Raw genomic sequence first — 24,659 nt, forward strand, 5'->3', positions numbered from 1 at the left:
TGGCGCTCCGGCGTCCGACAGTTGGCCGATTTATTCACACTGATGTTCTGGGAGGAATAGGCGATGAGAACGGGTCTTTACGACAAACTGGTTCGAGCCGGCGCCACAAGGCGTGACATATTGAAGGGCGCGGCCAGCATGGCCGCGATCGCAGCCGCATCCGGCGCCGGACTTGGCGCCTTGACGCGCCCGGCCTCCGCGGCGAGCGAATTGCGCACAAAAATCCTGCAGATCCCCGGCGTCGGCAAAGGCCAGCCGACGGACGCCGACTTCCAGAAAGTCGGTGAACTCTGCATCGAAGCCACCAAGGCCAATGTCAAGGAAGGCGAATTCGCCGGCGTCGAACTGACCTTCATGGGTCTCAACAACCAGAACCTGCACAATGTGCTGTTCCGCGGCTTCCTGAAGCCATGGGAGACCTACACCGGCGCCAAGATCAACTGGATCGACCTGGCGCAGGCCGATTACAACGCCCGCCTGCAGCAGTCGATCGCCACCGGCACCGTCGACTTCGACATCATCGAAATGGGCGCCCCGTTCGAAGGCGATGTCTGCGGCAAGGGCCTGACGTCGGAAATGCCCGACTGGGTCAAGACCCAGATCGATTTCGACGATCTGGTCAGCTATCTGAAGCCGCCGGTCGGCACCTGGGACGGCAAGCAATACCGCGTGACCGTCGACGGCGACGCGCACAACTTCAACTACCGCACCGACGTGTTCGCCGATGCCGACCTCGCCAAGGCCTGGAAGGACGGCGGCGGCGAAGGTGAATGGGGCGTGCCGAAGACCTGGCAGCAGGTTCAGGCGGTGACCAAGTTCCTCAAGGGCAAGAAGCTCAAGGACCAGGACGTCTATGGCTATCTCGACGCGCCAAAGCCCTGGGGCGGCTTCGGCTTCTATTTCCTTGGCAGCCGCGCCACCGCCTATGCCAAGCACCCCGACGACAAGGCCTGGCTGTTCGACGCCGACACGATGAAGCCGCGCGTCAACAATCCGGCCTGGGTGCGCGCCATCCAGGACGTCATCGACGCGCTGCCCTCCGAACCCGCGGACCAGATCAACGCCGATCCGAACACGACCGCCTTCCAGCAGTTCCTGGCCGGCACCGGCTCGATGGTCACCTGGTGGGGCGACGTCGGCTCCAACGTCAAGACCAACGACTCTTCCGTCGTCGGCGACGTCACCGGCTTCTCGATCCTGCCGGGCTCCGACGATGTCTATAATGCGAAGACCGGCGCCTGGGACAAGCTCGCCAGCGGCCCGAACTATGCGCCCAACTGCGCCTATCTCGGCTGGGGTGTCTATGTCATGGCCCGCGTCGATGCCGACGAGAAGAAGAAGAAGGCGGCATGGTCCGCCGCCGCGCATCTCGGCGGCAAGGACCTGTCGATCTGGACGGCGATGTATCCGTCGGGCTTCCAGCCTTACCGCAACTCGCATTTCGACATTCCCGAATGGGTGGCGGCCGGCTACGACGAGGCCTTCATCACCTCCTACCTCAAGTCGGAATCCGACAGCTACAACCATCCGAACGCGGCAATCGAGCCACGCATCCCCGGCATCTTCCAGTACTACAGCGCCGCCGAGGATATTTTGGCCAACACCTTCGCCGGCAAGATGAAGGCGCAGGAAGGCGCCGACGCCATCGCGGCGGCCTGGGAGAAACTGACCGACCAGATCGGCCGCGACAACCAGATCAAGCTCTACAAAGCTTCGCTCGGCATGTAGGCTGGCCTATGAACCGTGGTCCGGCGGCAACGCCGGACCACTTTAGACCGGCTCCGGCTCCTCGAGAGCCTTCAAACGGGCGAGATTTGTGGCTGACCAGACTTCGACCGCGAACCCGTGGCCGGCAGATGCCGGCCCTTCCGATCTGATCTCTCCAGGCCGCAAACGCCTTGGCCGGGCGCTGATGGCCGTTGCGACGCTTGGCCTGCTGGCGACGATCGTGCTGGAGATCCTCTACAAGGGCAGCGCCGATGCGATCGGCTTCGAGACCTGGCGCCCCGTCGTCTATGCCTATGTTCTGTGGGGCGTGGCGATCGGCATCGGCCAGGTGCTGACGCGCGGCGAAGACGGCCAGCGTGCCCTGTTCCTGCTGCCGGCGCTGTTGTTCACCATCGCCATGGTGATCTTCCCGACGCTGTTCGGTTTCTACATCGCGCTCACCGACTGGAACCTCAGTTCCTTCAGTGGCCGCAAGTTCAACGGGCTCGACAATTTCTGGCAGATGCTGGCCGATCCCTACTACCGCAATGCGCTGTTCAACATGGTGCTCTATGTGCTGGCGGTGGCGGTCGAATATGTCATTGCCTTTGGCCTGGCGCTGCTCCTCAACGCCCAGATCCGGGCGCGAAAATTCTTCCGCGTCGTCTTCCTGATGCCGTTGATGCTGTCGCCGGTCGCGGTGTCGTGGATGATCGGCAAATCGCTGATGGAATACAGGTTCGGACCGGCCGCAACGCTGGCGCGCCATCTCGGCTGGGAAAATCCGGCCTTCTTCTCCGATCCGATCATCGCGCGCATATCGATCATGATACTGGATGCCTGGACCTTCATTCCATTCATGATGATCATGCTGCTGGCCGGGCTGCAGGCGATGTCGCGCGAAGTGCTCGAGGCCGCACGCGTCGACGGCGCCAATGCGTGGCAGACCTTCTGGCAGGTCACCTTCCCGCTGATGCTGCCGGTGTCGGTGACGGCGGTGATCCTGCGCATCATCTTCAAGCTGAAGCTTGCCGACATCATCATCACGGTGACGTCGGGCGGCCCGGGCGGCGCCACCGATTCCGTGTCGAGCTTCATCTACCGCGAATATCGCGACCGCTCGAATGTCGGCTACGGAACCATGCTGGCGATGGCCTATCTGGTGATCATCGTCGTGTTCGTCACGTGGCTGTTGAAATTCGCCAACCGTTTTGTCCGCAATGTCAACTAAAGCAAGATGGGGGTGAATTGAGCCCGATGAGCGTTCAGACCACCGAATATGTCGCCTCGGAAATCCGCTCGCCGGCGAGCTTCCTCGCCAGCCGCGTTTTCATCTATGGGGCGCTGGCCTTCTGGGCGTTCATCTGCCTGTTCCCGATCTATTGGACGGTGACAACCTCGTTCAAGACTGCGGTCGACGTCACGCAGGGCCATCTCATCCCCTTCGTCGACTTCCAGCCGGACTGGAAAGGCTGGCGTTCGCTGGGCCTGTCGCCGGACTCGATCTTCCAGACCTCGACGGTGCGCGAGGAGTTCCTCAAGCGCTTCATGAATTCGGTGATCACCTCGGTCGGCGCGTCGAGCCTTGCCATCGTCATCGGCAGCCTCGCCGCCTACGGGCTCACCCGCTATCGCTACCATTTCGCCTGGTTCAAGAACGAAGACATCTCGTTTTTCTTCCTGTCGCAGCTGATCCTGCCGCCGGTGGTGCTGGCGCTGCCCTTCCTGGTGCTCTACCGGGAAGTCGGCCTGCTCGACACGCGCATCGGGCTGATCCTGCTCTACACGCTGATGGTGCTGCCGATCGTCATCTGGATCACGCGCGACCAGTTCAATTCGATTCCCGTCGAACTTGAGGAAGCAGCCCTGGTCGACGGGCTGTCGATCTGGGGCGCGTTCTTCCGCATCGTCATGCCGATCGCGCTGCCGGGCATGGTCGCCGCCTTCATCCTGGCGATGGTGCTGTGCTGGAACGAGTATTTCTTCGCCGCGCTTTTGACCTCGACCGACGCCAAGACGATTCCCGTCATGGTGGCGAGCCAGACCGGCTCGCAAGGCATCAACTGGTGGTCGATGGCGGCACTTGCGACAGCGGCCATCGCGCCGCTGGCGGTCATCGGCATCGCGCTTGAGCGCTATCTGATCATGGGCATGACCGCCGGAGCGGTGAAGTAGCAGGGCCCCTTCTTGCCTTCTCCCCCTGTGGGAGAAGGTGGATCGGCGCGCAGCGCCGAGACGGATGAGGGGTGTTCCAGCGAAGTGAGACGTTTGCGTTCCCTGGAACACCCCTCATCCGTCGCCTTCGGCGACACCTTCTCCCACAGGGGGAGAAGGAAGAACCGCGCTAGCCGCTCAATATCTCCCGCAGATGATCCAGGATCATCGCCACACCCTTCTGCCCAAGCTCGGCCGAAGCATCCTTGGCGCTCGCCGTATACCAGCTCTTGTTATCTGCGAAGTGCGCGGCATCGACAGCCTCCGGGCATAGCGCCAGCATCAGCGAGGTCTCACCGATGCCGGCATGATCGAACGGGTACTTGCCGTTCATGTCAGCCGACATCAGCGGATGCACCTGCACCCAGTTGAAGAAATTTTCACCCGCGGCGTGCCCGGAATAGTAGTCGGCCATCGCCTGCGCACCCCACCAGCCCTCGCCGCGTTCCTTTTCGAGGAAACGGAAGATCGCCTGGCGGCCGGCGGTCTTGAACGCCAGATCGGTCGGCATGCCGGCGGCAAAGTTCTCGGTCTGGTGGTGGATGATGGCGTGGATGTTGCGAAAGCCGATGCGCAGCAGGCTGTAGAACAGTTCTTCGCCGAACGGCGCCAGCGCATTGCCGCCGACCTGCACCGAGCCGCTGCCTTCCGGCGGTGCCACCGCATAGCTCGCAGCACCGTAGTAGAAAGGTGGCAGGATGACGATGTCCTTTTCCTTTTCGAACAGCTCCAACGTCTTGACGACGGCCAGCGTGTCCATGCCGACTGCCATGTGCTCGCCATGGTATTCGAGCACGCCGAGCGGCAGAGCGACCGGCCAATTCTCAGCGATCGCCCTGCGGATCTGGTGTGGCAGCATCAGTTCGTAGCGCATGATCTATTCCATGTTGGTGTGGCGGGCGCGCATCGCTTCGGGCGACGCGCCAGTCAATTCCCTGAGCTTCAGCACCATCACTTCAAACAGCAGGAACAGCGCGCCTTCGAACACCGAGCCCATCGGCAGGACCGATGTTTTTTGCGCCCCCTGATCGTTGGCCATGGTCTGCGCGGGAATGAGCAGGGTGAAATCGGCGCGCTTCGCCGCGCTGCCTTCGGCCTGGGCGGTCAGCAGGAGATTGGTTGCACCTGCTTGGCGCGCGACCTGCATCAGGGTCAGCACGGTCGAGGTCTCTCCCGGCCCGGAACTGACCAGGAAGACATCGCCCTGCCCCAACGGCGGCGTGTTCATGTCGCCAACCACGGAAACCGGCAGGCCCAAATGGTAGAGCCGCATGGCAAAGCCCTTGACCTGCAAGGCCTCGCGGCCGCAGCCATAGACGACGATCTGTCGCGCGCCGGTCAGCATTTTGCAGGCGGCGTCGATCCGGCTTTCGTCGATGCGCGCCAGCACGCCACCCAGTTCGTCAAGCGCGGCCTCGAATTTGCTCTTGTCGCTCACCGCGATCCTGCCATCAAAATCACCCCTGGGATTTGCGCCCTTGCTGCCACGAACAGCTTGATTTCGTTCATGCTAGCAACCGCGAAAATGCGTGTCCAACGCGCAGCGATGCTTTTGCCTGATCACAGGCATGATAGTGTCATGTCAGACAAATCAAGCGAGGCAAACGGCAGCATATGAAGACACGGCATTTCGACCGCATCGGCAATGGCGGCATCAGTTTCACCGAGCTCGGCTTCGGCACGGCGCCGCTCGGCAACCTCTACCGTGCCGTCTCCGACGAGGACGCCAACGCCACGCTGGAGGCCGCCTGGGCGACCGGCTGCCGCTACTACGACACCGCGCCGCTCTATGGGCTCGGCCTGTCGGAAACGCGGCTCAACCCGTTCCTGCGCGGCAAGAAGCGCGACGACTATGTGCTGTCGAGCAAGGTCGGCCGCATCATGCGCGCCTGCCCGCCCGAAGAGCGCACCGGCATCGGCAAGTTCTTCGACACGCCATCACGCCGCGAGGTGTACGACTACAGCTATGACGGTGTCATGCGCTCATTCGAAGCCTCGCTTGAGCGCCTCGGCGTCGACCGGATCGACATCCTCTTCGTGCACGATGTCGACATCTTCACGCACGGCAGCAAGGAGGCCTCCGACCGGCGCATCGAGGAGTTTATGCGCTCGGGCTATTACGGCCTGCTGTCGCTGCGCGACCAGGGCGTGATCAAGGCGTTCGGTGGCGGCATCAATGAGTGGCAGGTCGCGCAGACGCTGGCTGAGCGCGGCGACTTCGACCTGTTCCTGCTGGCCGGGCGCTATACGCTCTTGGAACAGGAGGCGCTGACATCCTTCCTGCCGCTCTGCCAGGCACGCGGCATCGGCATCGTTCTCGGCGGGCCCTATAATTCCGGCATCCTGGCAACCGGACCGAAGCCCGGCGCCTACTACAATTACTCCGAAGCGCCGAAGGACATTCTCGAGCGGGTCGCCGGCATCGAAAGCGTCTGCAAGCGTCATGGTGTCAGGCTGATCGAGGCCGCCCTGAAATTCCCGTTGCTGCATCCCTCGGTCGTTTCGGTGATCCCCGGTGGCCAGCGGCCGAGCGAAGTCGAGAGCAATCGCTCGCTGCTCGATGCGAAACTGCCGGCAGCGCTTTGGGCCGATCTCAAGCAGGAAGGCCTGATGCGCGCCGAGGCGCCGACCGCATAGCATCGCCGCCATCGCGTCAGCGTCGGGACAATGAAAAGCCGGGCAAGCCCGGCTTTTCTGGTCGCGTGTACGTGCGTAGGTCACGAAAATGAAAAGCCGGGCAAGCCCGGCTTTTCTGGTCGCATGTACCCGCGTAGGGCGCCACAATGAAAAGCCGGGCAAGCCCGGCTTTTCTGAGGTCTCTGAAAAGAAAAAACGCTTAGTTGACTGCGTCCTTGAGGCCTTTGCCGGCCGAGAACTTCGGCACGGTACGCGCCGGGATCTTCACTTCGGCGCCGGTCTGAGGATTGCGGCCGGTCGACGCCGCACGCTTTGACACGGTGAAATTGCCAAAGCCGACAAGCCGGACATCGCCGCCCTTCTTCAGTTCGCCGGTGATCACGGAAAATACCGCATCGACCGCCGACTGCGCGTCACCCTTCGAAATGCTCGCGGCGTCGGCGACAGCGGACACCAGTTCGTTCTTGTTCATAAAAATTCCCTTCCATGAGAACACCGGAACTAACGACTCATCCGGCAGGAAACGGACTTTAGAAAGAAGCGTTGCCGCAACCAAGTCGAAAAGGCAGGAAAAAAGCGGAAAAAGCCCGGAAATGCTGGGTTTTTCACATGAAAAAGCCGGGCGCTAGGCCCGGCTCTCTGTTTGTGCACTGCAACCTTGGCGAAAACCGTCGCACAGCCCCGAAAACCGTAGCCGGTTTTCCGAAAGGGGCCATACGCAAGTCTGAGCGTTAGAGCGTCCTTGTGCGTCCAGATGGACGCACGGCGCTCTAATGCGCCAGGGACTTTCCAGCGTCGTCGGCACTGTCTGTCGCGGCCGGCGGATTGACCGGTTCGACCCATTCGATCGGCTCCGGCATACGCACCAGCGCGTGGCGCAACACCTCGCCGACACGTGAGACCGGAATGATCTCCATACCGTTCTTCACATTGTCCGGAATCTCCGCCAGGTCCTTGGCATTGTCTTCCGGGATCAGCACCTTCTTGATGCCGCCGCGCAGTGCGGCGAGCAGCTTCTCCTTGAGCCCGCCGATCGGCAAGATGCGGCCGCGAAGCGTTATCTCGCCGGTCATCGCCACATCCGCCCGGACCGGAATACCCGTCAGTACCGACACAATGGCTGTCGCCATGGCAGCACCCGCGGACGGGCCGTCCTTCGGCGTGGCGCCTTCCGGCAAGTGCACGTGGATGTCGCGCTTGTCGAACAGCGGCGGCTCGATGCCGAAATCGACGGCGCGCGAGCGGACATAGGAGGCCGCCGCCGAAATCGATTCCTTCATCACGTCGCGCAGATTGCCGGTCACCGTCATGCGGCCCTTGCCGGGCATCATGACGCCTTCGACCGTCAGCAGTTCGCCGCCGACTTCCGTCCAGGCAAGACCTGTGACGACACCGACCTGATCGTCAGCCTCGACCTGGCCAAAGCGGTAGCGCTCAACACCCAGGTAATCGGCGAGGTTCGCCGCCGTGATGTTCACCGTCTTCTTCTTCGTCTTCAGGATCTCGGTCACCGCCTTGCGCCCGAGCTTCATCAGCTCGCGCTCCAGGCTCCTGACGCCCGCTTCACGGGTATAGGTCTGGACGATGGCGCGGATCGCGTCCTCACCGACGGAAAACTCCTTCGGCTGCAGCGCGTGATCGCGGATCACCTTCGGCATCAGGTGCCGCTTGGCGATCTCGATCTTCTCGTCCTCGGTGTAGCCGGCGATACGGATGATCTCCATGCGGTCCATCAAGGGCGCCGGGATGTTCAGCGTGTTCGCCGTCGTCACGAACATCACGCTCGACAGGTCGTATTCGACCTCGAGGTAATGGTCCATGAACGTCGAGTTCTGTTCCGGATCGAGGACCTCGAGCAACGCCGATGACGGATCGCCACGGAAATCCTGGCCCATCTTGTCGATCTCGTCGAGCAGGAAGAGCGGGTTGGACTTCTTGGCCTTCTTCATCGACTGGATGACCTTGCCGGGCATCGAGCCGATATAGGTGCGCCGGTGGCCACGGATCTCGGCCTCGTCACGCACGCCGCCAAGCGCCATGCGGATGAATTCGCGGCCGGTAGCCTTGGCGATCGACTTGCCGAGCGAGGTCTTGCCGACGCCGGGAGGGCCGACGAGGCACAGGATCGGCCCCTTCAGCTTCTTCTGGCGGCTTTGCACGGCGAGATACTCGACGATGCGCTCCTTGACCTTGTCGAGGCCGAAATGATCGGTGTCGAGCACGTTCTGCGCGAAAGCCAGGTCCTGCTTGACCTTGGAGTTCTTGCCCCACGGGATCGACAGGATCCAGTCGAGATAGTTGCGCACGACGGTCGATTCAGCCGACATCGGCGACATCGTCCGGAGCTTCTTCAACTCGGCTTCCGCCTTTTCGCGGGCCTCCTTGGAGAGCTTGGTCTTCTTGATGCGCGCCTCGATCTCGGCGGCCTCGTCGCGGCCGTCCTCGCCTTCGCCGAGCTCCTTCTGGATCGCCTTCATCTGCTCGTTGAGGTAGTATTCGCGCTGCGTCTTCTCCATCTGGCGCTTGACGCGCGAGCGGATGCGCTTCTCCACCTGCAGGACGGAGATTTCGGCTTCCATGAAGCCCATGGCCTTTTCCAGCCGCTCCTTGATCGAGAGCGTGGCCAGCATTTCCTGCTTCTCAGGGATCTTGATGGCGAGATGCGAGGCAACCGTGTCGGCGAGCTTGGAATAGTCGTCGATCTGGCTGGCAGCGCCCACCACTTCCGGCGAAATCTTCTTGTTCAGCTTGACGTAGTTCTCGAAGTCGGTGACGACCGAACGCGCCAGCGCCTCAACCTCGACCTCTTCCTCTTCCGGCTCGACCAGCGCCGCGGCGCGGGCCTCGTGGAAGTCGGGACGGTCGGTGAACGAGACGATCTTCGCACGCGAAGCGCCTTCGACCAGAACCTTGACGGTGCCGTCGGGCAGCTTGAGCAATTGCAGCACATTGGCGAGCGTGCCGATGTCGAAGATGGCATCGGGCTCGGGATCGTCGTCGGCGGCATTCATCTGGGTGGCAAGCAGGATCTGCTTTTCCTGACCCATCACCTCTTCCAGCGCCTTGATCGACTTCTCACGCCCGACGAAGAGCGGAACGATCATGTGCGGAAACACCACGATGTCGCGCAGTGGGAGAACTGCGAAGACGCCGTCGCTGGGTGCCTTGGATACTTTGGCCATTGTCCAACCTTTCATGTCGCGGCCGCTAATTGAGCCAACCGCGAATCTTATATTAACGACCGGGGATCGTTCCGCCTACCACCGTTTGTGACGGGAGTTTTACAGCACACAAATCGGGCACCTCGGCCTTCTCCAGTTAGTTGGATGCACGACCCCCAAAGATCAAGGGGCGTGTCCAAATCCGCACTTCCAACCCGTCCACGAGTGGCACATTTGCGACGCCCAGCCCGTATGCCGCGCAAAACCCCGGTGCGACAGCAAAACGGCGCCTTGCGGCGCCGTTTCAGAACTTCGCTGCGGGCTCATGTCAGGCGCTGACATTGCCCTTCTTTTCCTTCTGCTCGGAGTAGATGTAGAGCGGCCGGGCACTGCCGGTGACTACCTCCTCCGAAATCACCACTTCGCGCACGCCTTCGAGTGCGGGAAGCTCGAACATCGTGTCGAGCAGGATCGCTTCCATGATCGAACGCAGGCCGCGCGCGCCGGTCTTGCGCTCGATGGCGCGCTTGGCGATGGCCGAAAGAGCGTTCTCGTGGAAAGTCAGGTCGACATTCTCCATCTCGAACAGCCGCTGATACTGCTTGACCAGCGCGTTCTTCGGCTCGGTCAGGATCTGGATCAGCGCCGGTTCGTCAAGGTCTTCCAACGTCGCCAGGACCGGCAGACGGCCGACAAATTCGGGGATAAGACCGAACTTCAACAGATCCTCGGGCTCGACCAGACGGAAAACATCGCCGGTGCGGCGATCCTCGGGCGAAGCGACGATGGCGCCGAAGCCGATCGACGTCTTGCGGCCGCGATCCGAGATGATCTTGTCCAGCCCGGCGAAGGCGCCGCCGCAGATGAACAGGATGTTGGCTGTATCGACCTGCAGGAACTCCTGCTGCGGATGCTTCCTGCCACCCTGCGGCGGCACGGAGGCGACGGTGCCTTCCATGATCTTCAGGAGCGCCTGCTGCACCCCCTCGCCCGACACGTCGCGGGTGATCGAGGGATTGTCCGACTTGCGCGAAATCTTGTCGATTTCGTCGATGTAGACGATGCCGCGCTGGGCGCGCTCGACATTGTAGTCGGCCGACTGCAGCAGCTTCAGGATGATGTTCTCGACGTCCTCGCCGACGTAACCGGCTTCGGTCAGCGTCGTTGCGTCAGCCATGGTGAACGGCACGTCGATGATGCGGGCCAGCGTCTGCGCGAGCAGCGTCTTGCCGCAACCGGTCGGGCCGATCAGCAGGATATTGGACTTCGCCAGTTCGACATCGTTGTTCTTGCCGGCATGCGCGAGGCGCTTGTAGTGGTTGTGGACAGCCACCGACAGCACGCGCTTGGCGTAGGGCTGGCCGATGACATAGTCGTCGAGAACCTTGAGGATCTCCTGCGGTGTCGGCACGCCTTCGCGCGACTTCACCATCGAGGTCTTGTTCTCCTCACGGATGATATCCATGCAGAGTTCGACGCACTCGTCGCAGATGAAGACCGTCGGACCGGCGATCAGCTTGCGCACTTCGTGCTGGCTTTTGCCGCAAAACGAGCAGTAAAGCGTGTTCTTGGAATCGCCGCTGTTGTTGCCGACCTTGCTCATTTTCATGTCCTTTCATGGCCGCCCGCCGATGGTCTGGCTGAAAGGGCGCATACTCTATCTATCGCGGGAATCCGCCGCCGCCAGTGTGTCCCGGCTCCCGCAACGCATTCCGTACGAAACACAAATCAGAAAACGTGGCAATGATTCGCGACAACCCCGCATAAAGCTAAGCCGCCGAAACTCAACATAGCCTTAACGTAGGCAATCCTGTCCCCCGAGGGAACAGCCAATTGTGGCCGAAATGCCGCAAGACACACCAAAAGCGCGTGATGCCGCCATCCAACTGCCAATAAGCCCTTATGCCACGACGCCTTCAGGCGGCTCGCGCGACGAAATGACCTTGTCGATGAGGCCGAAATCCCTGGCTTCGTCGGCGGTCATGAAATGGTCGCGGTCGAGCGTCTTCTCGATCTCTTCGTAGCTCTTGCCGGTATGCTTGACGTAGACCTCGTTGAGGCGACGCTTCAGCTTGACGATATCCATGGCATGGCGCTCGATGTCGGATGCCTGACCCTGGAAGCCGCCGGAAGGCTGGTGAACCATGATGCGGGCGTTCGGCGTGGCAAAGCGCATGTCCTTGTGACCGGCGGTCAGGAGCAGCGAGCCCATCGAAGCCGCCTGGCCGATGCAGAGCGTCGACACGGCCGGCTTGATGAACTGCATGGTGTCGTAGATCGCCATGCCCGAAGTGACGACGCCGCCCGGCGAATTGATGTAGAGGTTGATTTCCTTCTTCGGATTCTCGGCTTCGAGGAACAAAAGCTGCGCGCAGACCAGCGTCGCCATGCCGTCCTCGACCGGACCGGTGATGAAAATGATGCGCTCCTTGAGGAGGCGCGAGAAAATGTCGTAGGCTCGCTCGCCGCGATTGGTCTGTTCGACCACCATCGGAACGAGGTTCATGTAGGTTTCGACGGGGTTCTTCATCAGATATCTCTTATCTCGCGGTGGGATTCCGGCGCCGGCAATGCCGGCAGATCGGGCAGAATCGGTTCTGGATCGTTATTCCGTAAATAGGATGCCGGCTCATCCTTGTGCAAGGCCGACCCCTCCTAGCCATCTGGGTAAGTCGAATCAAGCTTTCTGACCGAGGATTCGCGGGCGGCGGATGCCTCCGCGGGTCCGGAGCCGCATGGCCGGCCCCGCAAGGTAGCAGTTTCTTAACCGCGTCACTTAACGAAATGCGCCGAAATCGCTTTTCTCGGAAACGGCTTCCTCTACAATTCAACGTTGAGCTTATGCGTAGAGTTCAACAGGGGAGTGTCATGCCCGGGAAAACCGCATGCTTCACCATTGCCGCGCTGACCGTGCTCGGCACGATTTCGCAGACGACGGCTGGCGGCCGCGCCGTGGAATGTTTTGAGCCGGTCCGCAGTCCGGCCGTCTACGACACGGTCTATGAAGACGTGATGATCAGTCCGCCCGGTCAGCAGGTCGACTATATCGCCCCTATCTATGGCACGCGCGAGCGAGTCGTGATGACCGTTCCGGCGCAAGTGACCTACCAGATCGTACCGGCCGTCACCCGCACCGTCTACCGCACGGTCCGGGTCGATGGCGGCGGCTATTCCTGGGAATGGCGCGTCATCCATGGCCGCAAAGTGCTGTGCAAGGTCTGGCACAAGGCGCGCTACGAACGTGTTGCCAAAACCGTGGTGATCCAGCCCGAACGCACGCGGCGCGTCGTCATCCCGGCGCAATACGATAGGATCGCCCAGGAGGTGCTGGTGCGGCCGGAACAAAGGCGCGTCATCGATGTCCCCGCCTCCTACCAGACCGTCGCGCGTCGTGTGCTGGTTCGCGAAGGGTCTTCCAGCTGGCGGCGCGTGCATATTCCCAGGCACTGCCAGGATTAGGCTGGGAAGCGGTCAGGCGACAACCTCCGCCCGCAGCCATGCCTTCAGACCGGCGACATCCCCGTCGCCGACAGCAGCGGCAACGCGCCTGCCGACCGCCGCGCCGAACTTGTAGCCGTGGCCGGAGCATGCCGAGACAACAAGGCATTTGCCCTTTTCATGCGCCATGAATTTTTCATCTGATGTGAAAGTGTAGGCGCAGGTGACGACCTCGGTCACCCGATAGTCCGCGATGCGGGCGATCGGCGGCGAAAACAGGTTGCGGATCGCCTCGCCCTCGCCCGCCACCGGCTGCCGGTTCCAGTCGGCGTCGCTGGTCGGCACCCTGTGCAGCCCGGACCCGAATTTCATGCCGGCGCCGCCCGAGGGCGGGATCACATAGCCGTCGATCGCGCCGCCGACATCGAGGATGACCGGCGCCGCCCGCCAGGCCGCCTTGAGGTCGGCGGGCGGTTCGACATAGGCAAGCGCGGTTCGATACGTCTTCAGTTCGCCGTCCAACTCCGGAAACAGTTTCAGCACCCAAGCGCCGGCGGCGACAACGATACGGTCGGCCTGCATGGTCTCACCGCTTTCGAGCACGATGTGGCCGGCTTCGGCGTCGACTTCGACGACCTTGCTATTTTCGTAGACATTGGCGCCATTGGCGCGCAGCCACTTTGCCAGGCCGGAGGCGATCTTGCGGCAATGCAGGGCGCCGCCTTCGGTCGAGAAATAGGCGTAGCGAAACGAGCCGGGCTCGAGGAACGGCCAGCGTTTCACGGCTGCATCCGGCTCCAGCAATTCGAACGGAAAATTGCCTTGTTCGAGGCCCTCCCGATATTCCTCGGCCTCGTCGCCCGGCTCGCGCGAAATGCAGACAAATCCCCTGGGATCGAGATGGTTTTCGCCGAGATCGGCCCACATCTCGTCCCAGGCCTGGTAGGCCTCGGTGATCAGCCGGCCGTAGCCGGTCCCCGCGCGGTAGGCGCGGCGGATGATGCGGTGGTGGTCGCCCGACGCGGCCAGCGGGTTTGGGATCGGCCCTTGCTCGACGATCGAAACGCTGTGACCCGCCTTGACCAGCGACCACGCGGTGGAGAGGCCGGCGATACCCGCCCCGACAACGATCACATTCATCAAATCAGACTTTCCGCAGCCGGTTGGCTGGCTCAACGCATTGGGTTGCGGGCGCCAACATACGGTCTGGAACCAAGCTGGCAAGCCGCGCTATTGGTCCAGCATGAGCAAATTGACGCCGCCCACCCTGGCATTTGATCCAGCCACCCGTCGGCTGCGGCTGGACCCGCATGACCCGGCTTTTTTTCAGAACCCCTATGATGCCTATGCCTTCCTGCATGGCGTATCGAGTGCATTCTTCTGGGAAGAATTCGGCTTCTGGTGCTTTGGCGGTTTCGACGACGTCAACCGGCTGCTGCGCGATCGCCGCTTCGGCCGGCAGAACCCGGCCGGCATTCCAGACAGCCGCGGCATTGGACAGGACCGCAGCCATCTCAGGGCCTTCGACGGCATCGAAGCCAATTCGATGCTGGAACTGGAGCCGCCGGTGCACACGCGGCTGAGAACACTGGTCAACCGCGCCTTCGTCTCGCGCCAGGTCGAACGGCTGCGGCCGCGTGTCGAGGCTTTGGCCAACGAGCTGATCGACCGTTTCGAACCAGGCAAGACGGTCGACCTGTTGCCTGCTTTCGCGGCGCCCTTGCCGATCACCATCATTGCCGAAATGCTCGGCGTGCCGGTCGAAATGGGGCCCCAACTGCTCGACTGGTCGCACCAGATGGTTGCCATGTATATCCATGGCCGTACGCGCGAAACCGAGGAGACGGCCAACCGTGCGGCCGGCGAATTTGCCGATTTCCTGCGAGGCTACGTCACCGAGCGGCGCAAGAACCCCGGCGACGACCTGTTGTCGCTGCTGATCTCGGCGCAGGAGGACGGTGAGAGGCTGTCGGAGGACGAGATGGTGTCCTCGGCGATCTTGCTGCTCAATGCCGGCCATGAAGCGACCGTGCACCAGACCGGCAATGCCGTCCGCTCGATCCTTTTGCAAGGCGGCGATGTCAGCCGCTTCTTCGGTTCGCCCGAAGCGACCGCGGCAACGGTCGAGGAATGCCTGCGCTTCGACGCGCCGCTGCACATGTTCGCGCGCTATGCCTATCAGGAGATCGAGGTCGCGCCCGGTATCGTCGTGCAGCCGGGCCAGACGATCGGGCTGCTGCTGGGCATGGCCAATCATGACCCACGCGCCTTCGCCGATCCCCTCGCCTTCCAGCCGGGCCGTTCGGACCAGAAGAACGTTTCCTTCGGCGCCGGCATCCATTTCTGCATCGGCGCGCCGCTCGCCCGGCTCGAATTGCAGGTGTCGCTGAAAACCCTGTTCGAACGGCACCCGAAGCTGCATCTTGCCGAAGAGGCGCGCTTTCGGGACACTTACCATTTCCATGGGCTGGAAACGCTCGCCGTCGGCTTTTGAGTACCGCTGGGCCGCCGGCCTGTTTCACCATGGCGCCAGCCGCAACCACAAGGTCTGCTCACCGGACCGCCTACGACATGCCCTTCCACGACAAGGCACCGGAAGCTATCTCAGCCAGTTCCAGCGAAATAGTCATAGCAGGCAGCACAAGCTTGGGGGAGAGCCTGAAGGCCGTTGCTGGCAGCCCCTGTTGATCCATGCCAAATCGCAAGATCGGTCGAGCGCGACATATCCGGAAAGGCCTAACTGGTGTCGTCACGGAGAAAGAGACGTTGAAGGCCGCACTTGAAAACTACCAGGCTCGAATGCAGCGGGTGCTGGACCATATAGACCAGCATCTGGATGACGATCTGGGGCTGGAGGCGTTGAGCGGTGTCGCGGCGTTCTCGAAATACCATTTCCACCGGCAGTTCACGTCCACCTTCGGGGTGTCCGTGCATCGCTATGTCCAGCTCGCCCGCATGAAGCGTGCTTCGTACAGACTTGCCGAAAGTGACGCCCAAAGCGTCACCGACATAGCCATGGATGCCGGTTACGACGCGCCGGATGCCTTCGCCCGCGCCTTTCGGCAACGGTTCGGGCAATCGCCCTCGTCGTTCCGGAAATCTCCCGACTGGGGGTCGTGGCTCATGGCCTTCGGGCCCCTCGAAAAAGCAAGGAACACGCTCATGCAGATAATCTTTGAACACGACGACGTGACGATCCGCGATGTGCCCCCGACGCCGGTGGCGATCATGGAGCACCGCGGAGACCGGGCGACGCTCCAGGACACCATCCAGCGGTTCATCGCCTGGCGTAAGGCCGCGGGCTTGTCGCCCGAGACAAGCCCGACCTTCAACATCTTCCGTTCCGAAAGGGAGCCCGCGGTCCCGGCTGACTACAGCATGGACATTTGTGCCGGGACCGACCGGCCGATCGAGGCGAATGACGCGCAGATGAAGGCTGGCGTGATTCCCGGCGGACGCTGCGCGGTGCTGCGCTATCCCGGCAATACCAACAATCTCGAACCCGCAGCACTTTACCTTTATCGTGAATGGCTTCCGGCCAGCGGCGAGGAAGCACGCGACTTTCCGATCTATTGCCAACGACGGCTGTCCTTCTTCCCGGAAAGGTCGGTCTATGAAGTGGTGCTTGAACTCTTTCTGCCGCTCAAATAGCTCTGCAGGACAGCGGCTTGTCCCTTCCGATCGCGAGAAGCGTGGCGATGCGAGATCAGAGCTTGATCACGTATTCCTTGCGGGTCGTTTCAAGCACTTCCCAGCTGCCCTTGAAGCCGGGCCTGAGCACGAAGCTGTCGCCGGTCTTGACGGTGCGCGCCTGCCCACCGTCCTCCGTCACCACCGAAACGCCGGACAGGATGTGGCAGAACTCCCACTCGTCATAGACGATGCGCCATTTACCGGGGGTCGATTCCCAAATACCGGCGTAGAGGCCGCCGTCCCGCTCCTCGACATTCCAGGTGCGGAATTTGGGATCGCCCGAGATCAGCCGATCCGGCGCCGGCGTGCCAGATTCAGGCTCGACACTGGCAGTCTCTATTGTCAGGTAATGCGTGGACAAGACTTGCCTCCATGAAAAGAGCCGGCGTTGAGCCGGCTCACCCCCACCCCGGCGCTGTGCGCCGACCCTCCCCACAAGGGGGAGGGTAAAAAGGATCAGACCTTGGCGAGCGCCTGTTCGAGGTCGGCGACGATGTCGTTGACGTCCTCGATGCCGATCGACAGCCGCACCGTGTCCGGTCCTGCGCCGGCCTTGACCTTCTGCTCGTCGGAAAGCTGGCGATGCGTGGTCGAAGCCGGGTGGATGACCAGCGACTTGGTGTCGCCGACATTGGCTAGGTGCGAGAACAGTTCGAGCGCCTCGACGAATTTCACGCCGGCGTCATAGCCGCTCTTGAGAGCGAAGGTAAACACGGCGCCGGCGCCAAGCGGTGAGTACTTCTTCTGCAGTGCGTTGTTCTTGTCGCTGGGCAGGCCAGGATAGTTCACCGAGGCAACCTTGGGGTGGTTGGACAGCCAGGCGGCGACCGTCACGGCGTTGTCGCAGTGGCGCTGCATGCGAAGCGGCAAGGTCTCCAGGCCGGTCAAGATGAGGAAGGCGTTGAAGGGCGAGATCGCCGGGCCGAGATCGCGCAGGCCGAGCACGCGCGCGGCAATGGCGAAGGCGAAATTGCCGAAGGTTTCGTGCAGGACGAGGCCGCCATATTCGGGGCGCGGTTCCGACAGCATCGGATATTTGCCCGACTTCGACCAGTCGAAGGTACCGCCATCGACGATGGCGCCGCCGATCGAATTGCCATGGCCGCCGATGAATTTGGTCAGCGAATGGACGACGATGTCGGCGCCGTGCTCGATCGGCCGGATGAGGTAGGGTGAGGCCAGCGTGTTGTCGACGATCAGCGGCAGACCGTGCCTGCGGGCGATGTCGCCGATCTTCTCGATGTCGACGAAAGTGCCGGCCGGATTGGCGAGGCTCTCGATGAAGATCGCCTTGGTCCTGTCGTCGATCTGGCTTTCGAAGGTCGAGATGTCGTTGGTGTCGGCCCAGCGCACCTCCCAGCCATAATTCTTGAAGGCATGGCCGAACTGGTTGATCGAACCGCCGTAGAGCTTGTTGGCGGCGACGAAATTGTCGCCCGGCTGCATCAGATTGTGGAACACGATCACCTGCGCGGCGTGACCAGAGGCGACCGCGAGTGCCGCCGTGCCACCTTCGAGGGCGGCCATGCGCTCTTCCAGCACCGCCTGGGTCGGATTCATGATGCGGGTGTAGATGTTGCCGAAGGCCTTCAGCCCGAACAGCGAGGCGGCATGATCGGCATCGTCGAAGACGAAGGAGGTCGTCTGGTAGATCGGCGTGGCGCGCGCGCCGGTCGCCGGATCGGGCTTGGCACCGGCGTGGACGGCGAGCGTGTTGAAACCTGGCGTGCGGGTCACTGAAAACCTCCCTTTTGAAACTCTTGAAATCGCCGGGCATTCTTGGCGAAGCCCGGGCGCGAATGCAAAGAAGAAAATGCCCTTCGGCGAACGATCTGCGGCCGAGGCCCGAGAAAATGCACCGGTCTAAGGAATAATTTTGCGCCCAAGGCGCATTGCGCATCAGGCCTTGCTTTTGGTGCACGTCGTTATCCCAAAACCGCCGCGCACTTTTGAGCGACGTGCCCTACTTCTGGCGCACGCCAAAACTCTGGAAGCCAGAGCGCATCACCGGCTTCTTCGACGACAGCACGCCGGAATTGACGCCAGTCCAGCCGATCTCGCCGGACAGCTTGCCATATTCGATCTTGGGGCAGCGGTTCATAACCACCTTGATGCCGGCGGCTTCGGCGCGGGCGGCTGCCTCGTCATGGCGCACGCCAAGCTGCATCCAGATGACTTTCGGCAAGGGATCGAGCCGCAACGCCTCATCGACGATGCCAAGCACCGCCGCCGGCGCACGAAAAATGTCGACCATGTCGATTGGCTCGGGAATATCGGCGAGCCTCGCATAGGTCATCCGGCCGAGGATCTCCTTGCCGGCCTGGCCAGGATTGATCGGAAACACCGAAAATCCCTTGGCTAGCAGATATTTCAGCACGAAATAGCTTGGCCGCACATCGTTGGCGGATGCGCCGACCATGGCGATGGTCTTCGCCGAATTGAGGATGCCCGCGATGTAGGCGTTGTCGTAGCTATCGTGGTTCATGCCTCGTCCTCATACAACGCCTCGTCGAGAAAACCATCCGGGTCATTGCTGAAATCGCGCAGCATGCGGAAGTGGTCCGTATCACGAAAGTCGGCGGGTTCCAGCCCGAACCGGCTGATGCGGAACAGCCGCGCGCCGGGGCAAGCCATCAGCAGCGGCGAATGCGTCGCCATGATCACTTGCGCGGTGCCCGACTGGTCCATGCGCCGCAGCATCTTGAGCAATTCGATCTGACGTGTCGGCGACAGCGCGCTTTCGGGCTCGTCGAGGATATAGATGCCTTGCCTGCGGCAGCGCTCCTCGAAAAAGCGGATAAAACCCTCGCCATGCGACCAGGACAGGAAGTCCGGCGGCGGTGGTCTGAACGGATCTTCCAGCGCCGCCTGATCGAGATAGCGCGCCACGGAATAGAAGGATTCGGCTCGGAAGAACCAGCCGGCGGTGACTTTCGGCAGCCAATGGCCGCGAAATGCGTTGGCCAGCGCGGCACCGCTCTTGTCGATGGCGCTGGAATGGTCGACCGGCCGGTAGCCCTTGCCGCCGCCGGCTTCATCGTAGCCGGCCAGCGCGCCGATCGCCTCGAGCAGCGTCGATTTGCCGGTGCCGTTCTCGCCGACGATGATGGTGATCGGCGTGGTGAATTCGAGTTCGAACTCATGGCCGCGAAACAGCGGCAGGTTCCATGGATATTTTTCCCAATCCTCGACCCGCACGGCATCGAGCAGAATGCGCTTCAGATAGGGAGCCTTGAGCCGCGTCAGCTGCTTGCGATGGGCCATCAGCCAGGCAGCGAAATCGTGCCGTCTTCCGCGATCGGAAAGGCCGGATTATGCGCCACTTCCCAGATATGCCCGTCGGCGTCGGCGAAATAGCCGTACCAGCCGCCCCAGAAGGCGCGGCCGGCCGGCTTGACGATGCGGCCGCCGGCTTTTTCCACCCTGGCGAGCACGTCGTCGACTTCGGCGTCGGAACGGGTGTTGTAGGCGAGGTAGACCGCCGATGGCGCCGCGGCGAAGGCGATGCCGGAATCCTCTTCTGCGCTGGCGCGCGGGAACAGGCCGAGGATGACGCCGCCCATCTGGAAGAAGGCGACCCCGTCGGTGATGCCGGCATGCCGCTTCAAGCCCATCGCCTCGTAGAAGCGCACGGCGCGGTCGAGATCGTCGGTGGCGATGGTGATGATGGAGATGCGCGGTTCCATGACGTTCTCCTTACTCGTCCTTCCATTCCGGCTTGNGCTTGCCGATGAAGGCGCCGATGCCTTCCTCCGCGTCGCGCGCCAACATGTTCTCGACCATGATGCGGCCGGTATAGGCATAGGCGTCCGCCAGGCCCATTTCAGCTTGGGCGTAAAACGCCTCCTTGCCGGTCTTGACCACCAGAGATGATTTGGAAGCAATGGTTTGCGCGTATTTGGTGACGATCTGATTCAGGTATTCGCGCGGCACGACGCGGTTGACCAGGCCGAACTCCTTGGCGGTCGCCGCATCGATCGTCTCTCCGGTCAGCAGCATCTCCATGGCATGCTTGCGCGAGACGTTGCGCGACAGCGCCACCATGGGCGTCGCGCAGAACAGACCGATGTTGACGCCCGGCGTGCAGAAGGTCGCCTCATGTGAGGCGATCGCCAGGTCGCAACTGGCGACCAGCTGCAGCCCGGCGGCGGTGGCCAGGCCGTCAACCTCGGCGATGACAGGCAAGGGATGCCGCACGATGGCCTGCATCAGCGTCGCACAAGCGGCAAACGTCTCCGCAAAGAAGGCCTTGCCATGATCGGCATCAGTGCGGCGCGCCGTCATTTCCTTGAGATCGTGGCCGGCGCAGAACACCTTGCCGGCCGCCGACAAGACGATGACGCGAACGGCCTTGTCGGCCTTGGCGCGCTCGAGTTCGGCCGTCAGCGCCGCCATCACCGCCAGCGACAGCGCGTTGGCGGGCGGATTGGCAAGCGTTAGGCGCAGCACGCCCTTGTCCAGTTGTGCAACAACCGGACCTTCAACGGCGGCAGGCTTGATGGCAAGGATTTCGGCCATGGATCAGGTCTCCGCGATTCCGCTCGAGGCTGTCAGAGTATCTAATACCGGATCGGATTTCGTCCAACACCCATCGCTTGCGCCAGGGCACGAAGGTTGCCAGAAATGCCGCGCTGCGCTCATACAGGTACACACAAGAACGAGAACCCGACATGCCCGCACAGACCAATTTGAAGCCGGTGCTGACCGCGCAACAAGTCAACGCGCTGATGGACACCGTCTATCCGCAACTCAATGAGCAGTTCAAATATTACGAGGCGATCGACGTTTTCCCGGGCGGCTGTATTGTGCGGCTCAATGCCGGCGAGCGGCACCTGCGTCCCGGCGGCACCGTATCCGGCCCGTCGCTGTTCACGCTGGCCGACATCGGTGGTTATGTCTGCGTGCTCAGCCATGCCGGGCCGGATGCGCTTTCTGTTACCGTCAACCTCGACATCAACTTCGTCCGCAAGGCCGAGGCTGGGCCGATCGATGGCCATTGCCGCATCCTGAAGCTCGGAAAGAGCCTGATGGTGTTCGACATCGACATCGTCGCCGGCCCAGACGGGCGCACGGTGGCGCACGCCACCGGCACCTATTCGATCCCGCCGAAGCCGTTAGCCGAATTCCTACCGCCAACTATTTGTCCGCCAGCGGTCCCAAGATTTGCAGAACCGTCTCAAGAATGAGGCGCCGCAAGTTGGCAGGCCTATCGAGGTGACTGGCGATGAGCAGCCCATCGCTGGCAACGGTGAGGATATCGGCGGTGGTTTCGGAATCCGAACTGCCGTCGGCCACAAGCAGGCCGCGCAGCAGGTCACGCTTCCATTGCCTATGCTCATCGATCGCCTGCCGTACCGGATGGCTCTGATCGGGATATTCGGCGGCAGCGTTCAGAAACGGGCAGCCGCGGTAGCCAGGCTGGGCGGCGGCGTCCGCAACAAGATCAAAGATAGCCAGGATCGAATCCCGCGCCGATCGCGCGCTGATCTTGTCGATCATGGCCCTCCCTTGCCGGCTTTGGTTCTGAATGTACGCGCGGACGAGTTCGTCCTTGGCTGGAAAGTACTTGTAGAAAGTGGCCTTGGCCACGCCTGCCTCGGCGATGATCCGGTCGATGCCGACCGCGTGCACGCCCTCGGCGTAGAACAGGTTCGTGGCTGTATCAAGTATGCGGCTGCGCGCAGCACTCGCCCGGCCGATGTCAGTAGCGTGGTCCACCATATCGAATACCCTTTGACGTCGACCCTCTTCCGCCATACAGACAGACTTGTCTAGTAGACAAACCTGTCTGCTCTTAAACGAGAGGTGCCAAAGTGGGATCAGTTATCAGGGAAATGATAGTCGACGCATCGCCTGAGAAGGTCTGGCAGACCGTCGGCAACTTCGCCGAAGGGCCGCGACTGACAACGCCAGATATTTTCGTGGATTGCCGGTTGATCGAGCCCGACTTGCGGCAAATGACCTTCGCCGACGGCAACGTCGTGCGGGAGAGGCTTATAGCCCGCGACGAACAGGCACGCCGCATCGTCTGGGCGTGGGAAGGAGAAGAGGTATCGCACGACAACACCTCCATGCAGGTCTTTGCAGAGAACAATGGACGCAGCCGGTTGGTGTGGATTCATGACACCTCACCGGACGAACTCTGCGGCTGGCTTGCCGCGGCGATGGACCAAATTGCGCCGGAGATCCGCCGCTCGCTCGAAAGAGCCAACTGAAGACTGGACCGGTCAAAGAACGTTCCGGCCATGCTCCGGAACGTTCTTTTCTCGAGGTATTATAATACCGCACCGGTATCCCATTGTTTTTGCATAGCCTTTTAGGAATACTCCGGCAATTTCAGCCTTGACGCGCGCCCTCACCCTCGCTTATAAACCCCTCACGAAGCAGCGGCCCGCAAAGGCCGCCGTTTTGTTATTGGCGGCGGGCAAGCGCTTTTCGCCAATCCAAGCAACAAGAAACGCCTTCCCTCGTGAAGGTCCGAACCGAAAGCAGAAAACATGACAACCTTTTCGCAGAAGCCTGCGGATGTGGTGAAGAAGTGGATCCTGATCGACGCCGAAGGTCTCGTCGTCGGTCGCCTGGCCACTGTCATCGCCAATCATCTCCGCGGCAAGCACAAGCCGACCTTCACCCCGCATGTCGACGACGGCGACAACGTCATCGTCATCAATGCCGACAAGGTGGTGTTCACCGGCAAGAAGTTCACCGACAAGGTCTATTACTGGCACACCGGCCACCCCGGCGGCATCAAGGAGCGCACCGCGCGCCAGCTGCTCGAGGGTCGTTTCCCCGAGCGTGTCGTCGAGAAGGCCGTTGAGCGCATGGTCCCGCGTGGCCCGCTCGGCCGTCGCCAGATGAAGAACCTGCGCGTCTATGCAGGCGCCGAGCATCCGCATGTCGCCCAGCAGCCCGTCGTGCTCGACGTGGCCAAGCTGAACGCCAAGAACAAGAAGGTCGCATAAGATGGCTGAGCTTTCCTCGCTCGCAGAACTGGGCGCCGCCACCGGCAACACCAATACCCAGCCGGCAGCCCCCGTCCACGTCCAGAAGCTCGACAAGTCGGGCCGCGCCTATGCCACCGGCAAGCGCAAGAACGCCATTGCGCGCGTCTGGGTGAAGCCGGGTTCCGGCAAGATCATCGTCAACGACAAGGAATTCGCGACCTATTTCGCGCGTCCGGTCCTGCAGATGATCCTCAACCAGCCGATCATCGCCTCCAACCGCGCCGGCCAGTACGACATCGTCGCGACCGTTGTCGGCGGCGGTCTCTCCGGCCAGGCGGGCGCCGTGCGTCACGGCATCTCCAAGGCGCTGACCTACTACGAGCCGACGCTGCGCGCCGTGCTCAAGAAGGGCGGCTTCCTGACCCGCGACAGCCGCGTCGTCGAGCGCAAGAAGTACGGCAAGGCGAAAGCCCGTCGTAGCTTCCAGTTCTCGAAGCGCTAAGCGTTACGCAACTGCATTGTCGAAAGGCCGCCTCCGGGCGGCCTCAGACTGCTGACAAACCCCGTCGATTTTCGGCGGGGTTTTTTTGTTATGTGATTGAAGTGTCTTGGACTGTTTGTGTCAGGGGATTTTGACAGGAGGCGTTGGGCCTCATGTGCGGGCCGACTTGGGCTTCGGGCACAGGCAAAGGGCGATCTTCTTGATGTTTTGTGCGGCGGCGGCGAGCAGGCACTGGCAGGCGACCTTGGTGAGACTTCGGAACCGCGCATAGCGGTGACCATGCAGTTGCTTGGCGTCGGCGAAGGAGCGCTCGACGGTCTCCTTGCGGCGGCGGTAGATAGCCTTGCCCCATGCGGTCAGCCG

26 protein-coding genes are annotated in these 24,659 nt (G+C 62.0%); 11 read left to right on the plus strand and 15 right to left on the minus strand.

From position 1 onward, the window contains the following. Positions 1-63: 63 nt before the first annotated feature. The 3 genes from MESCI2_RS0113235 to MESCI2_RS0113245 all read left to right on the plus strand — a co-directional run bounded on the left by MESCI2_RS0113235 (position 64) and on the right by MESCI2_RS0113245 (position 3,882). The gene (locus tag MESCI2_RS0113235) at positions 64-1,728 is read left to right on the plus strand and encodes an ABC transporter substrate-binding protein (RefSeq protein ID WP_027037022.1); all 1,665 of its coding nucleotides are present in this window, start codon (positions 64-66) and stop codon (positions 1,726-1,728) included. Positions 1,729-1,816: 88 nt separating this feature from the next. Next, complete coding sequence (locus MESCI2_RS0113240; protein WP_027037023.1) at positions 1,817-2,938, plus strand: carbohydrate ABC transporter permease; 1,122 nt, start codon at positions 1,817-1,819, stop codon at positions 2,936-2,938. A gap of 26 nt (positions 2,939-2,964) precedes the next feature. Continuing rightward, on the plus strand, positions 2,965-3,882 hold the full coding sequence (locus MESCI2_RS0113245; RefSeq protein ID WP_027037024.1) for a carbohydrate ABC transporter permease: 918 nt from the start codon (positions 2,965-2,967) through the stop codon (positions 3,880-3,882). A gap of 169 nt (positions 3,883-4,051) precedes the next feature. Here the strand turns inward: MESCI2_RS0113245 and MESCI2_RS0113250 are convergent, their stop codons facing one another. Next, positions 4,052-4,795, minus strand: coding sequence for a creatininase family protein (locus MESCI2_RS0113250; protein WP_027037025.1), 744 nt, complete (start codon positions 4,793-4,795; stop codon positions 4,052-4,054). Between the two features lie 3 nt (positions 4,796-4,798). After that, the gene (locus MESCI2_RS0113255; protein ID WP_081738711.1) at positions 4,799-5,359 is read right to left on the minus strand and encodes an SIS domain-containing protein; all 561 of its coding nucleotides are present in this window, start codon (positions 5,357-5,359) and stop codon (positions 4,799-4,801) included. 176 nt (positions 5,360-5,535) lie between these two features. Between MESCI2_RS0113255 and MESCI2_RS0113260 the strand changes: the two genes are divergently transcribed. Further along, the gene (locus tag MESCI2_RS0113260) at positions 5,536-6,558 is read left to right on the plus strand and encodes an aldo/keto reductase (protein ID WP_027037027.1); all 1,023 of its coding nucleotides are present in this window, start codon (positions 5,536-5,538) and stop codon (positions 6,556-6,558) included. Between the two features lie 199 nt (positions 6,559-6,757). Here MESCI2_RS0113260 and MESCI2_RS0113265 read toward each other — a convergent pair whose 3' ends face one another. The 4 genes from MESCI2_RS0113265 to MESCI2_RS0113280 all read right to left on the minus strand — a co-directional run bounded on the left by MESCI2_RS0113265 (position 6,758) and on the right by MESCI2_RS0113280 (position 12,249). Beyond that, entirely contained in the window at positions 6,758-7,030 is a 273-nt protein-coding gene (locus MESCI2_RS0113265) for an HU family DNA-binding protein (RefSeq protein WP_006201846.1), read from the minus strand. Between the two features lie 298 nt (positions 7,031-7,328). Continuing rightward, a complete protein-coding gene (gene lon / locus MESCI2_RS0113270) occupies positions 7,329-9,740 on the minus strand; it encodes an endopeptidase La (RefSeq protein WP_027037028.1) in 2,412 nt (803 codons plus the stop codon). A gap of 307 nt (positions 9,741-10,047) precedes the next feature. Further along, entirely contained in the window at positions 10,048-11,322 is a 1,275-nt protein-coding gene (clpX, locus tag MESCI2_RS0113275; RefSeq protein WP_023759839.1) for an ATP-dependent Clp protease ATP-binding subunit ClpX, read from the minus strand. 297 nt (positions 11,323-11,619) lie between these two features. Then, on the minus strand, positions 11,620-12,249 hold the full coding sequence (locus tag MESCI2_RS0113280; protein WP_027037029.1) for an ATP-dependent Clp protease proteolytic subunit: 630 nt from the start codon (positions 12,247-12,249) through the stop codon (positions 11,620-11,622). 338 nt (positions 12,250-12,587) lie between these two features. Between MESCI2_RS0113280 and MESCI2_RS0113285 the strand changes: the two genes are divergently transcribed. After that, positions 12,588-13,178 carry a hypothetical protein gene (locus MESCI2_RS0113285; protein WP_027037030.1) on the plus strand — a complete coding sequence of 197 codons (591 nt, stop codon included), beginning with the start codon at positions 12,588-12,590 and terminating at the stop codon, positions 13,176-13,178. A gap of 12 nt (positions 13,179-13,190) precedes the next feature. On the opposite strand, the gene MESCI2_RS0113290 is transcribed toward MESCI2_RS0113285, so the two are convergent. Continuing rightward, positions 13,191-14,297 (minus strand): NAD(P)/FAD-dependent oxidoreductase, encoded by a 1,107-nt coding sequence (locus MESCI2_RS0113290; RefSeq protein WP_027037031.1) that lies wholly within the window; start codon positions 14,295-14,297, stop codon positions 13,191-13,193. 103 nt (positions 14,298-14,400) lie between these two features. Here MESCI2_RS0113290 and MESCI2_RS0113295 point away from each other — a divergent pair, with 103 nt between their 5' ends. Together MESCI2_RS0113295 and MESCI2_RS0113305 are read left to right on the plus strand one after the other, a co-directional pair. Beyond that, positions 14,401-15,651 carry a cytochrome P450 gene (locus MESCI2_RS0113295; protein WP_027037032.1) on the plus strand — a complete coding sequence of 417 codons (1,251 nt, stop codon included), beginning with the start codon at positions 14,401-14,403 and terminating at the stop codon, positions 15,649-15,651. A 272-nt stretch (positions 15,652-15,923) separates the two neighbouring features. Then, positions 15,924-16,808, plus strand: a complete 885-nt coding sequence (locus MESCI2_RS0113305; RefSeq protein WP_027037033.1) for an AraC family transcriptional regulator — start codon at positions 15,924-15,926, stop codon at positions 16,806-16,808. 55 nt (positions 16,809-16,863) lie between these two features. On the opposite strand, the gene MESCI2_RS0113310 is transcribed toward MESCI2_RS0113305, so the two are convergent. The 6 genes from MESCI2_RS0113310 to MESCI2_RS0113335 all read right to left on the minus strand — a co-directional run bounded on the left by MESCI2_RS0113310 (position 16,864) and on the right by MESCI2_RS0113335 (position 21,368). Further along, positions 16,864-17,211: a cupin domain-containing protein gene (locus tag MESCI2_RS0113310; RefSeq protein WP_027037034.1), complete on the minus strand. Its 348-nt coding sequence runs from the start codon at positions 17,209-17,211 to the stop codon at positions 16,864-16,866. A 95-nt stretch (positions 17,212-17,306) separates the two neighbouring features. Next, positions 17,307-18,587 (minus strand): O-acetylhomoserine aminocarboxypropyltransferase, encoded by a 1,281-nt coding sequence (locus MESCI2_RS0113315; protein ID WP_027037035.1) that lies wholly within the window; start codon positions 18,585-18,587, stop codon positions 17,307-17,309. Positions 18,588-18,813: 226 nt separating this feature from the next. Then, a complete protein-coding gene (locus MESCI2_RS0113320; RefSeq protein ID WP_027037036.1) occupies positions 18,814-19,335 on the minus strand; it encodes a CoA-binding protein in 522 nt (173 codons plus the stop codon). Next, the gene (locus MESCI2_RS0113325) at positions 19,332-20,114 is read right to left on the minus strand and encodes an AAA family ATPase (protein WP_027037037.1); all 783 of its coding nucleotides are present in this window, start codon (positions 20,112-20,114) and stop codon (positions 19,332-19,334) included. The genes MESCI2_RS0113320 and MESCI2_RS0113325 overlap by 4 nt, the downstream gene beginning before the upstream one ends. Further along, positions 20,114-20,536, minus strand: a complete 423-nt coding sequence (locus tag MESCI2_RS0113330; RefSeq protein ID WP_027037038.1) for a VOC family protein — start codon at positions 20,534-20,536, stop codon at positions 20,114-20,116. Before MESCI2_RS0113330 ends, MESCI2_RS0113325 begins: the two co-directional genes overlap by 1 nt. Before the next feature lie 10 nt (positions 20,537-20,546). Beyond that, positions 20,547-21,368 carry an enoyl-CoA hydratase gene (locus MESCI2_RS0113335; protein ID WP_027037039.1) on the minus strand — a complete coding sequence of 274 codons (822 nt, stop codon included), beginning with the start codon at positions 21,366-21,368 and terminating at the stop codon, positions 20,547-20,549. Between the two features lie 152 nt (positions 21,369-21,520). Between MESCI2_RS0113335 and MESCI2_RS01000000134640 the strand changes: the two genes are divergently transcribed. Continuing rightward, positions 21,521-22,036, plus strand: a complete 516-nt coding sequence (locus tag MESCI2_RS01000000134640; protein WP_197031541.1) for a PaaI family thioesterase — start codon at positions 21,521-21,523, stop codon at positions 22,034-22,036. On the opposite strand, the gene MESCI2_RS0113345 is transcribed toward MESCI2_RS01000000134640, so the two are convergent. Continuing rightward, positions 21,987-22,571, minus strand: coding sequence for a TetR/AcrR family transcriptional regulator (locus MESCI2_RS0113345; RefSeq protein WP_032900703.1), 585 nt, complete (start codon positions 22,569-22,571; stop codon positions 21,987-21,989). The genes MESCI2_RS01000000134640 and MESCI2_RS0113345 overlap by 50 nt on opposite strands. Positions 22,572-22,684: 113 nt before the next feature. On the opposite strand from MESCI2_RS0113345, the gene MESCI2_RS0113350 reads away from it, so the two are divergent. The 3 genes from MESCI2_RS0113350 (at position 22,685) to rpsI (ending at position 24,296) form a co-directional block, all read left to right on the plus strand. Continuing rightward, the gene (locus tag MESCI2_RS0113350; RefSeq protein WP_050596550.1) at positions 22,685-23,065 is read left to right on the plus strand and encodes an SRPBCC family protein; all 381 of its coding nucleotides are present in this window, start codon (positions 22,685-22,687) and stop codon (positions 23,063-23,065) included. 282 nt (positions 23,066-23,347) lie between these two features. Then, positions 23,348-23,812, plus strand: coding sequence for a 50S ribosomal protein L13 (gene rplM / locus MESCI2_RS0113355; RefSeq protein WP_013532205.1), 465 nt, complete (start codon positions 23,348-23,350; stop codon positions 23,810-23,812). Position 23,813: 1 nt separating this feature from the next. After that, positions 23,814-24,296, plus strand: coding sequence for a 30S ribosomal protein S9 (gene rpsI / locus MESCI2_RS0113360; protein WP_023810272.1), 483 nt, complete (start codon positions 23,814-23,816; stop codon positions 24,294-24,296). A 150-nt stretch (positions 24,297-24,446) separates the two neighbouring features. Here the strand turns inward: rpsI and MESCI2_RS0113365 are convergent. Next, positions 24,447-24,659: transposase (locus tag MESCI2_RS0113365; RefSeq protein ID WP_024505362.1), on the minus strand; the 213-nt coding region annotated here is incomplete at its 5' end.

Origin of the sequence: Mesorhizobium ciceri WSM4083 (genome assembly GCF_000519305.1) — a bacterium.
Lineage (GTDB): Bacteria > Pseudomonadota > Alphaproteobacteria > Rhizobiales > Rhizobiaceae > Mesorhizobium > Mesorhizobium ciceri_B.